Source organism: Acinetobacter sp. BEC1-S18-ESBL-01 (genome assembly GCF_014169935.1).
In the GTDB taxonomy this organism is placed as follows: Bacteria; Pseudomonadota; Gammaproteobacteria; order Pseudomonadales; family Moraxellaceae; genus Acinetobacter; species Acinetobacter pittii.
This window is the reverse complement of sequence record NZ_AP022302.1, coordinates 2087679-2099003: the sequence shown is the minus strand read 5'-3', so window position 1 is coordinate 2099003 and position 11325 is coordinate 2087679. Positions and strand designations below refer to the sequence as shown.

Sequence of the window (11325 nt, the reverse complement as noted above, 5' to 3'; positions counted from 1 at the left end):
AGATAGAGCGCTTTTTTATTTGAGAAGTTAAATAGTGAGTTCTGTTTGGATATTAATCTGAGAAGTTAATAACTTATGAATAGGGCAATTCTCTGCAACTTTTAGTAATCGCTTATGCTGGTCTTCAGTAAATTCACCTTTGAGTGTAATTTTTCGTTCAATATTATTTTGGCCTTTTTCAGGTTCGCCATTAGGGTTTAATGCTAAATCCACTTGAACATGCTCAAGCTTAATACCTTTAAGATTCGCATACATTTCTAAAGTAATGGTGGTACAAGCTCCTAAAGCGGATAATAAAAGCTGAACCGGGTTCGGAGCTGTATCTTGTCCACCTTTATCAGTCGGTTCATCTGCAAACCATTGATGACCTGAAGGATCGGTAAGAGTTACTCGATATGGGGTAGAAGTACTTTGTGCTTGGGCTGTATTAACCATGTTTTACCTTGTTATTCATCAATAAAATCGTAATAAAAATTAATAAATCTGAAGCTTCGAATAGAAGAATATCTAAACTTTATAATATTGTTTTTGAATAACAACTGTAACGCTTTTATTGTTGCATGGATGAAACATATCGTTTTATAAAGAATGGTGAATTAAATTACTTGATGTATACACTAACGACTATATCAATAAAGGATACGAAAAATGCATCTTAAAACATTAAGCTTCGGTTTGGCAGTAGCATTGGCTAGTTCAGTTACTTTAGCTGCACCAGTAGACTACAAAATTGACCCAACACATACAGCTACTGTTTTCTCATGGAATCACTTTGGTTTCTCTACTCCAAGCGCTAACTTCTCGGATATCCAAGGTGTAATTAAAGTTGATAATGCTAAACCAGCAAACTCATCTGTAAATGTGACTATTCCTTTAAGCAGTGTAAATACAAACGTACCTGCTTTAGATAAAGAGTTCCAAGAAGAAGCTTGGTTTAATGCTGCTAAATATCCAAATATTACGTTTAAAAGTACTAAAGTTGAAACCAAAGACAAAAAGCACTTTAAAATTACTGGTGACTTAACTGTTAAAGGCGTAACTAAGCCAGTTGTACTTGACGCTGTTTTAAACAAGCAAGGCGAGCATCCAATGGCTAAAGTTCCAGCAATTGGTTTTAATGCGACAACTTCATTCAAGCGTTCTGACTTTGGTTTAGGAAGTTATGTGCCTAATGTTGGCGATAAGATCACTGTAAACATTACCACTGAAGCAACTGCTGCTAATGCAGCTAAAAAATAAGCTATAAGTTTTCTAAAAAGCCCTCAAATATGAGGGCTTTTTTATTTAGATTGGCTCTTTTTTATCTGGATCTATAAATACTAAAGGCGCTGAAGGATCGATATTTCTTTTCTGAGATTTTTCTCTTAAGAACTGGTAAGTAGGAACTTTTCTTTTTGCTTGATCACGTAGTTTCTTTTTAATATACAGAACCAGAGCAAAACATGTAGTTGCAAAGGTCAACATCATACCATTCATATAGCTCATGATTGAGCTTACATAGCCAATAGTCGTTAAACGATGCATCATACGTTCAACTTGAGTGCTACTTTCAATACCCGTAATTGCCCAACTGCATAGATGTTCACAGTTATTAATAATCAAATGATAGTGATTTTCATGCATACGTGAACGCATTCGGCGAACAACAATCTTTCCTTTATAACGAGGTTTGTCATAAGAACGGACGTGTATTTTTTTGCCATGCGAGAAAGCATCTATTGAAGTGATTTCAATCGGGCGTTTTTTGATGAAATGAGCTAAGCCGGAATAATGGATAACTCGACCTCTCCCTGCATATATACCATGATGGCTATAGCCGAGATGCTTTACGATGAGGTGAGCCCCTAAAGGGTAGCGTTTATTCAGTTGTTGCATGCTTACGCTGATCCAATAAAGTGTAAATGGCTTTTATTGAAAAGCTGCTAAACATTATAACCAATATCAGCAATTTGCAGTGTATTGATTACGTCGAATGAAGGAATTTGATGCATATCCAATCTATTTATATTTCTTGTATATAATTTAAGAACTTAATATGAAGGAAAAATGTCATGTCAGGTGTTATTCAATGAAATGGGTAGTTGGGTGCTTAACGATATATGGTCTTTTGATTCAGTCTGTCTATGCCATAGACCATCAGCAAGTTAAAACAGCAGAAGGTGACCAATATGATGTGATTGCAATTAGCAATTTAAAACAGTTGCGTTTGTTTCTTAAGAATTCCAATAATCAACAGTATTACAAAAGCTTTAATAATATTCAGAAAAATTTAAAGCAATGTGAACGTCTTTCTTTTGCAATGAATGCATGGATGTTTCATCCAGGATTTTCTCCAGTAGGGCTGTATGTTGAGCAAGCTAAAGTAATTCAGCCATTAAATGAAAATAAAGGATTGGGAAATTTCTTTTTACAGCCGAATGGTGTGCTAGGTTGGAATAAAAAACAGGCCTTTATTTTAACAACGCAGCAATATAGTCGACGCGATTTCAATGTTGAGTATGCGACACAATCTGGCCCGATGTTACTTATTGATGGAAAGATCAACTCCCTTTTTTTACCAAACTCTCAATCAAAGAAAATTCGTAATGGAGTTGGTATTCGAGATAATAAACTCTACTTTGTAATATCTAAGAATCGTGTGAGTTTTTACAATTTTGCCAAGTTTTTTCAAAGAAATCTTAAAGTAGAGCAGGCTTTATATCTCGATGGTTCTATTTCTAGTTTATATGTGCAAAAGAATAATCGGAATGATCAGCAATTTCAAATGGGACCAATAGTGGGCTGGGTAGATCAGTCGAGTTGTGGATTGAAATGAAATGTAAAAAAGCCAGTACAAGACTGGCTTTTTAATTAATGAATAGATGGTTTTTGAGTGACTTCATTTAACTCTTTTCGGCTATAACCACGGGAAATAAGAACTCTTTTAATTCCCTTAATGACATCTTCATCTGTTGCTTGTGCAAGTGCACTTAGAAGTTGTTCATTAGTTTTACATGAGCAGTCATTTTCAACACAAGCAGTTTGGTTTTTATGCTCGTTATGCTGTTGATCTGCCAAGAACAGCTTTTGCCAAAAACTCATAGAGCCTTCATATACAACCTAACATAGCTCGAAATATAGCCAATTTAAAATAAAATACAAGACTCTATAAGTGATAAATCCACCACTTGAACTCGAGAATTTTCGATGGGAATGCTTGAGTTAAACGAAATTATGACACACAGATGACTTGATATTTTTTGAAAATTTAAATACTTAAATAATAAAACTTTAAAAAATAAGGAGGTATATAACCTCCTTATTTAAAAATTTACAATGAAAGATTTTGTTTAAATCTTCTCAAGTAAAACACCAGACTCTACATGATGTGTATAGGGGAACTGATCAAATAAGGCAAATTTAGTCACTCGATGAGTTTGGCTGAGCGTTTTTAAATTTTCATACAACGTGTCAGGGTTACATGAAATGTAGATAATACGTTCAAAACCTTGTAAAAGTTTTAAAGTCTCATCATCAATTCCTGCGCGTGGAGGATCTACAAATACCGTATCAAAGTCATAACTTTGAATATCAATATTTGCTTCTTGTAGACGGCGGAATTCGCGCTCACCTTGATATGCTTGAGTAAATTCTTCAGCTGATAGACGTGCTACTTGAATATTATCAATCTGGTTTTGTTCTATGTTCCATTGAGCAGCATAAACAGATGATTTTGCAAGCTCAGTAGCCAATACTCGTTCGAACTTTAAAGAGAGCGGAAGTGTAAAATTACCATTACCACAATAGAGTTCTAATAAGTGTTTCTTTGATCCTTCAGCTGCGTCACATGCCCATTGCAGCATTTTTTTGCAAACCTGTGCATTAGGTTGGGTAAAGCTACTTTCGATTTGTTTATATTTAAATGAACGATTTAAAAGTTCGAATTCTTCAACGACGAAATCATCGCCAATAACAATTTTCTGGCCACGACTACGGCCCATAATCTTAATATCTAATTTATCGGCAAGCGCTTTAGCGGCTTGTTCCCATTCTTGATCCAATTTACGGTGATAAATGAGGGTAACTAACATTTCTCCGCTAAGTGTTGCGAGGAAGTCAGCTTCAAATAAACGGTTAGAGAGCTTAGGCTCAGCCTTAAGTTCTTCCAAGAGTTTTGGCATTAAATCATTGATGCTTTGATCTGCAATTGGAAACTCATCAATGCGTACAACGGTTTTTTGCTTGTCGTCATCGTTACGCTCAAACATGGCATAGAACATATCATTTTCTGTATGCCAGATACGAAATTCAGCACGCATACGGAAATGTTGTTCAGGTGATTCAAACACTTCTAATGTAGGTGGTGTAAATTCAGAAAATTGAGTAATAATGCGTTCAATTTTAGCTTGAAGTTGTTGACGATAAGAAGAGGTCATAGACAAAGAAAATTTAGACAGAATCAAATATTGAATGGTATCAAAAAAATTGAACTTACAGGAGCCAATTTTAACCAGATATTCATAGGAGAAAAGAGGTACCTAAACTAGAGATGATTTAAAACGCGATTAATAAAGTCTGATTTTATTGTTCTATATTGATCGGGGTCTAAATGGCTACACTGTAATTTTAATTGATTATATTCATTGACCAATGTGGGTGACTCTATAAGCTTGTTTTTAAAGGCTAAGAAAAAAGTGAATATTGAACCTGATACTACAATTTGAAAAGCAACGTCATCGTCGTTGAGTGACTCGAGCATACAAAGCTCATGTGTTCTTAATGTATTTTGTTTTTCGATAAAATTAAGTGTTTTTAATTGTTCTATTGCGAATTCAAATTGATCAGATTTAACTTCAACATAAATATCTAGATCACCTTTTGAAATAGCATTCGGTATTGCAGATGAACCAATGTGCTCAATTTTGGCAAATGGTAGAAGTGTGGAAATTTCTTTTTGATATGAATTAAAAAGTTGAGTGCATCTTTGTTGATACTGATCTGGTTCTAAAAAGATCATTATTAGAATCTCGAATTAATAAAATTTATATATTTAGGAATAGGTTACTTAATTAAATAAAAAAGCCCAAATACTGAGATTTGGGCTTTTTTTTGAAAATTATCGATTAATCAGTCATTGTCATTAAGCTTGCGTTACCACCAGCCGCAGCTGTATTCACACTAATTGCACGTTCAATCACTAAACGCTCAAGTGGAATAGTTTCATTCGGCTCAACATGGGTAATACCAACAATTGCACCAGAACGAGTAGCAATCTCTTGCTGTAATGAGAAGATCTCTTCACGGTTACCATGATGTAAAACTGCATCAAAATCATCTGATGAGATGTTTTTAACTGTAGTAATTGCAGCAAGTACATCTTTTGGTAATGTTTGTTTGTGTTTTGCCAATAACGGACTATTTGGCATTACGGCCGCTTGGCTACCCACTGCAAAAATTGCGAGCAACTGATGCAACTGATTTTGTTCTGTATCAGCGATAGAAAGAACACGATGACGTGGCAAAATAATATATTGGTTACTTTCCCCAGTAGGGCCTTGTAACTCATAGAATTTACCAACACCAAATGGTTCGATATCACGATTTGCTTGCGGTAAATGCTGTTTCGCCCAATTTTGTAAGCTCTTATAAACCTCACGGTTAAAACCTTCAAAAGCAGTTTGCTCAGTCTTCATAGCAAATGGTGTTGCTAATACTTTGTTTGAACACTGCTGCATCAAGCGATACATGTAAAGCGGACCGCCAGCTTTTGGACCTGTGCCCGATAAACCTTCACCACCGAATGGTTGTACACCAACGACAGCACCCACAATATTACGGTTAATATAAAGGTTACCAACTTCAGCATGTTGAATGACCGTTTGAATGGTTTCATCAATACGGGTATGTAGACCCATTGTTAAACCATAACCTTTGGCATTAATACGTGAGATCAACTGCTCAAGCTCACCATACTTATAGGTAATGATGTGGAGAACTGGACCAAAAACTTCGCGCTGCAAATCATCAAGGTTAGGGAGTTCAATTGCTGTTGGTACAACAAAAGTCCCTTTATCTAGTTCATTCTGGCTTGTTGCTCCAAACATCAACTGATGTACTGGATAGCCTTTCGACTTCATTTTTTGGATATGTTGATCAATCGTCTGTTTTGCTTCGTCATCAATCACAGGACCAATGTCAGTTTTTAAAATCGCAGGGTTACCTACGATCAACTGCTGCATTGCGCCTTTAAGCATTTTAATCACGGTTGCAGCACTGTCTTCTTGCACACATAAAATACGTAAAGCAGAGCAACGTTGACCCGCGCTATCAAAAGCAGAACTTACAACATCGAGTACGACTTGTTCAGTTAATGCTGATGAGTCCACAATCATTGCATTTTGACCGCCAGTCTCTGCAATGAGAGGAATAGATTGACCATTTTCAGATAAACGTTTCGCAACAGTTTTCTGTAAAATTTTTGCAACTTCAGTCGAACCAGTAAACATGATGCCATCAATACGGCTATCTTGGCTAAGCTGAGCACCTACTGTTTCACCGCGGCCAGGAAGTAGCTGTACAGCACCATGTGGAATACCAGCTTCCCATAAAATCTGAACTGCTTGAGCTGCGATTAATGGGGTTTGTTCAGCAGGTTTAGCAATAACGCAGTTACCACTAACTAATGCTGCAGCAATTTGACCAGAGAAAATTGCAAGAGGGAAGTTCCACGGGCTAATACAAAGTACAGTACCTAAAGGCTGAATAGCTGTATTTGCAGGAAGATTCTCAACTTGAGTTGCGTAGTAACGTAGGAAATCTACAGCTTCACGAACTTCTGCAATCGCATTAGCATAGGTTTTACCGCTTTCACGGCAAAGCAAAACCATCAATTCTTGAATACGACTTTCCATTAGGTCAGCTGCACGTTTTAAGTGTTGAGCACGCTGTTCTTTAGGCGTATTTGACCATTCTGATTGAGCTTGTTCAGCTGCATTAAGCGCAATTTCAACATGCTTAAGATCAGCTTCTTGCACATAACCAACAATTTCATCATTTTGTGCTGGGTTTGTAATTGCAACAGAATGACCTTGCTCTAACGACTCGTTATTTGCCAATAATGGATGACTTTGCCAAATACGATTACGTAATTCTTGAGCTGTGCTGTCTAAAGCTGCAAGTGGAGTATCGTTTGCTAAATCATAACCTTTAGAGTTTTTACGAAGTGTTCCGTACATATCTAAAGGTAGTGGAATTGATGGATGTTTTAAGCCAACTGAACCTTCAAGCTTAGCTGCATGACGAATATCATAAATTGGAGACTGGATAAGATCTTCAACTTTAAGTGTTTTATCGGCAATACGGTTAACGAATGAAGTATTCGCGCCATTTTCGAGTAAACGACGAACTAAATAAGCTAACAAAGTTTCATGGTTACCAACGGGTGCATAAATACGGCATGGTACGCCTAATTTATTTTGCTCGCGTGGACCAACAACTTGTTCATAAAGCGGTTCACCCATGCCATGTAAGCATTGGAATTCATATTGTCCAGCATAATATTTGCTTGGATCCGCTAAATGATAGATCGTTGCCAATGTTTGAGCATTATGAGTGGCAAATTGTGGATAAATAAACTCTGGTGCTGCAAGTAATTTTTTAGCACAAGCAATATAAGACAAGTCAGTATGAACTTTACGTGTAAAGACAGGGTAGTCATCCATACCTTCGATTTGCGCTTTTTTAATTTCGCTGTCCCAATATGCGCCTTTTACAAGACGGATCATGAGACGCTTTTGGCTGCGTTTAGCAAGGTCAATAATATAATCAACCACGAAGAAACAGCGTTTTTGATAAGCTTGAATTACGAAACCAATGCCTTTCCAGTTCGCAAGTTCCGGCTCGAAGCAAAGACGTTCAAGTAACTCAAGAGAAATTTCTAAACGCTCTGATTCCTCTGCATCAATATTTAAACCAATATTGTATTTTTTAGCCAAAAGAGCGAGTTCAAATACTTTACCGTAGAGTTCTTTGTGAACACGTTCAATTTGCGCACGTTGATAGCGAGGATGTAAAGCAGAAAGCTTAATTGAAATACCTGGGCCATCATAAACGCCTTTACCATTAGACGCTTTACCAATTGCATGAATGGCTTGTGTGTAATCGTTAAAGTAGCGTTCAGCATCATGTTCGGTTAAAGCTGCTTCACCCAACATGTCATAAGAATAGCGGAAACCTTTGTCTTCGAGTACTTTGGCGTGGTCTACAGCTTCTTCAATGGTTTCACCAGTCACAAACTGTTCACCCATCATACGCATTGCGACGTCAACGGCTTTACGAATAATACCACGACCACTACGTGCTAAAAGACCAGTAAGTACACTTGAAAGACTAGTTTGCTTAGGGGTTTCCATCAGCTTACCAGTTAACATGAGACCCCATGCTGCAGCATTTACAAACATTAAGCTGCTTTGGCCAACGTGTTCTTTCCAGTTACCTTGATTGATTTTATCTCGAATAAGCAAATCACGTGTTGCTGAGTCTGGAATACGAAGTAAAGCTTCGGCAAGACACATAAGCGCCACGCCTTCTTGTGAAGAAAGAGAGAATTCTTGTAATAACCCTTGAACAATACCTGCTTTGCCCGAAGAGGTCTTACGTTCACGTAAATTATTGGCAAGATTAAAAGCAAGGTCATAAATTTTATGATCTAAATCATCAGATACCGCGGCAGCTTGTAATAGCTCTTCTACAGCTTCTGGTTCAGCACGTCGCCAAGCTGTATTGATGCGTTGTTCAAACTCACTTTTATCGTTAAATTCGGTGATATAGCCTTGGTGAGATTTATCCATTTGATGAAAAGTATCCATTGTGTTCATATCAGTTTCCGCCAACCAGCTCTCGTAAACTCATCTTGAGTAGAGAGGTTTAGATAATTTATCATTACAGAAGAAACACCGAATAACTCACTATATTTAGCCCATTTTTTAGAGGAAAATTCAGATGAATGGCCCAATATTAAGCCTTGACCGTACTGATTTAAAAATTTTGGATATTCTTCAAACAGATGGGCGAATTTCTAATAGTAAATTAGCCGAACTTGTTAACTTGTCGCCAACTGCTGTTATGGCTCGAGTGCAGAAGTTGACAAAGGATGATTTCATTTTGGGATATGAAGCGAAATTGAATCCAATCAAGTTAAATGCAAATTTTTTGGTGTTCGTAGAGGTGCTATTAGATAAAACAACACCCAATGTTTTAGATGAGTTTATTGATGCTGTGGTTCACTATCCAGAAATTGTTGAATGTCATATGGTGAGCGGTGGCTTTGATTTTTTAATTAAATTACGAAGTGGCAGTATGGAAGAATTTAGACGGATTGCGGGACAGGTGCTGTGGCAATTGCCGGGGGTAAAAGAGACTCGTAGTTATCCAGTCATGCAAGTTGTAAAAGATACTTCAAAAATTAAAATCAAAATTAAAAATAAATAAAGGGGCCGAAGCCCCTTGATTTATTTCAATAACTTATACGCTTTCTTTGTAGAGTTCATCTGCTTTTTCAAAGCGGCCGGTTACTGTCGTGTTTGGCGCTTTAGTTAAAAGACTCACTACAATGATGCTGATAAATGCAAGGATAAAGCCTGGAATAATCTCGTAAACACCAGTGTCTGCGAAAAGATTTTTCCAACCAATCACTACAACTGCACCAACGATCATACCCGCTAGTGCACCTTGTAAATTCATACGTTTCCAGAACAATGACAAGATGATAAGCGGACCAAATGCAGCACCGAAACCAGCCCATGCATAAGCAACAAGGCCAAGAACTTTACTGTCTGGGTTACCAGCAAGAGCAATCGCAAGAACAGCAATCGCAAGAACCATGACACGGCCAACCCATACAAGCTCTTTTTGAGATGCATTTTTACGAATGAAGCCTTTGTACAAATCTTCTGTTAGCGCACTTGAACATACTAAAAGCTGGCAGCTCAATGTACTCATCACAGCAGCTAAAATCGCAGCCAGAATGATACCTACAATCCATGGATTGAATAAGATTTTAGTCAATTCCATAAATACAGTTTCAGGGTTTTTGCTTACAACTGCTGCTAATTCAGGGTGTTGCTGGAAGTAGGCAATACCGAAGAAACCAGCACCGACAGCACCAACTAAACACAGGATCATCCAAGTCATGCCAATACGACGAGCAGCAGGGATTGATTTTACAGAGTCAGCAGCCATGAAACGTACAAGGATATGTGGTTGACCAAAGTAACCCAAACCCCATGCCATGGAAGATAAAACTGCCACTACACTTAAATCTGAAATAATATTAAATGCATGTGGACGAGCAGTTTCAATGAGTGTCACAAATTGTGTTGTATCGCCAATTGCAAGATAAGTTACAATTGGTGTTAATAACAAAGCAAAAATCATTAGGCCAGCTTGGAATGTATCTGTCCAGCTAATCGCTAAGAATCCACCGATACAAACATAACTGATGGTTGCAATTGCGCTGAGCCAAATAGCAGTGGTGTATGACATTCCGAATAAATTTTCAAATAAACGGGCGCCTGCTACCATGCCTGAAGCACAATAAATTGCGAAGAAAACCAAGATGATAACGGCAGAGAAAATACGAAGTACTTTTTTCTGATCGTCAAAACGACTTGTAAAATAATCTGGCAACGTGAGTGCATTATTTTGGACTTCAGTATGAACGCGTAATCGACCAGCAACCAGTAGCCAGTTAAGCCAAGCACCGATAATAAGACCAATTGCAATCCACGCTTCAGATAAACCAGAAAGATAAATCGCGCCTGGTAAACCCATGAGCAACCAACCACTCATGTCTGATGCGCCTGCGGATAATGCAGTTACGAAACTGCCTAAACTACGACCACCGAGAATATAATCTGAGAAGTCGCTTGTAGCACGGTAGGCAAATAAGCCGATAAGAACCATTGCTACGATGTACACCATAAACATGATGAGGGTGGGATCAAAATAACTCATAATGGATGTGTGTCCTTATATCCATAATCCGTGATTGTAACCTAATCCAGGTCGCTGTTTTCTTGTACGGCATCCAAGAGGTTGAGATTCAACCACAAAAGATTTTTTTTGCACTGTTATTTTTATATTGTACTTTTGTATCATTGTGTAACTTGAAATAAATTGATTTTATAAATATAAAATTATAATATTAATCATTAACTTATAATTTTTTAATATTTATTTTTTAAAATTTTTTCAGCAAAAAAACGCCATTCTGAAAAAAATTAAATCGATATAGAGTTATAAATAGGCTATTAGTCAAAAAAATGTATAGAAATTTAGAATAAAGTT

General features: G+C 37.2%; 10 protein-coding genes. 3 read left to right on the top strand and 7 right to left on the bottom strand.

Annotated features, from left to right (window positions below; translation table 11 throughout):
- Positions 1 to 27: 27 nt before the first annotated feature.
- A complete protein-coding gene (locus tag H7R46_RS09850) occupies positions 28 to 435 on the bottom strand; it encodes an OsmC family protein (RefSeq protein WP_002121367.1) in 408 nt (135 codons plus the stop codon).
- Positions 436 to 648: 213 nt separating this feature from the next.
- Here H7R46_RS09850 and H7R46_RS09845 point away from each other — a divergent pair, with 213 nt between their 5' ends.
- Positions 649 to 1239, top strand: coding sequence for a YceI family protein (locus H7R46_RS09845; protein WP_002121395.1), 591 nt, complete (start codon positions 649 to 651; stop codon positions 1237 to 1239).
- A gap of 45 nt (positions 1240 to 1284) precedes the next feature.
- On the opposite strand, the gene H7R46_RS09840 is transcribed toward H7R46_RS09845, so the two are convergent.
- The gene (locus tag H7R46_RS09840) at positions 1285 to 1875 is read right to left on the bottom strand and encodes a lecithin retinol acyltransferase family protein (protein WP_005069592.1); all 591 of its coding nucleotides are present in this window, start codon (positions 1873 to 1875) and stop codon (positions 1285 to 1287) included.
- Between the two features lie 193 nt (positions 1876 to 2068).
- Between H7R46_RS09840 and H7R46_RS09835 the strand changes: the two genes are divergently transcribed.
- Positions 2069 to 2815, top strand: coding sequence for a phosphodiester glycosidase family protein (locus H7R46_RS09835; RefSeq protein ID WP_182924198.1), 747 nt, complete (start codon positions 2069 to 2071; stop codon positions 2813 to 2815).
- A gap of 35 nt (positions 2816 to 2850) precedes the next feature.
- Here the strand turns inward: H7R46_RS09835 and H7R46_RS09830 are convergent, their stop codons facing one another.
- The 4 genes from H7R46_RS09830 to putA form a co-directional block, all read right to left on the bottom strand.
- On the bottom strand, positions 2851 to 3081 hold the full coding sequence (locus tag H7R46_RS09830) for a hypothetical protein (RefSeq protein WP_005069589.1): 231 nt from the start codon (positions 3079 to 3081) through the stop codon (positions 2851 to 2853).
- Positions 3082 to 3329: 248 nt separating this feature from the next.
- On the bottom strand, positions 3330 to 4415 hold the full coding sequence (trmA, locus tag H7R46_RS09825; protein ID WP_005069586.1) for a tRNA (uridine(54)-C5)-methyltransferase TrmA: 1086 nt from the start codon (positions 4413 to 4415) through the stop codon (positions 3330 to 3332).
- A gap of 107 nt (positions 4416 to 4522) precedes the next feature.
- A complete protein-coding gene (locus H7R46_RS09820) occupies positions 4523 to 4996 on the bottom strand; it encodes a GrpB family protein (RefSeq protein ID WP_005069584.1) in 474 nt (157 codons plus the stop codon).
- 106 nt (positions 4997 to 5102) lie between these two features.
- On the bottom strand, positions 5103 to 8855 hold the full coding sequence (gene putA, locus H7R46_RS09815) for a trifunctional transcriptional regulator/proline dehydrogenase/L-glutamate gamma-semialdehyde dehydrogenase (RefSeq protein WP_005069582.1): 3753 nt from the start codon (positions 8853 to 8855) through the stop codon (positions 5103 to 5105).
- 124 nt (positions 8856 to 8979) lie between these two features.
- Here putA and H7R46_RS09810 point away from each other — a divergent pair, with 124 nt between their 5' ends.
- Positions 8980 to 9468, top strand: a complete 489-nt coding sequence (locus H7R46_RS09810; protein WP_002121376.1) for an Lrp/AsnC ligand binding domain-containing protein — start codon at positions 8980 to 8982, stop codon at positions 9466 to 9468.
- A 33-nt stretch (positions 9469 to 9501) separates the two neighbouring features.
- Here the strand turns inward: H7R46_RS09810 and putP are convergent, their stop codons facing one another.
- Entirely contained in the window at positions 9502 to 10992 is a 1491-nt protein-coding gene (gene putP / locus H7R46_RS09805) for a sodium/proline symporter PutP (RefSeq protein ID WP_002121403.1), read from the bottom strand.
- Positions 10993 to 11325 lie beyond the last annotated feature (333 nt).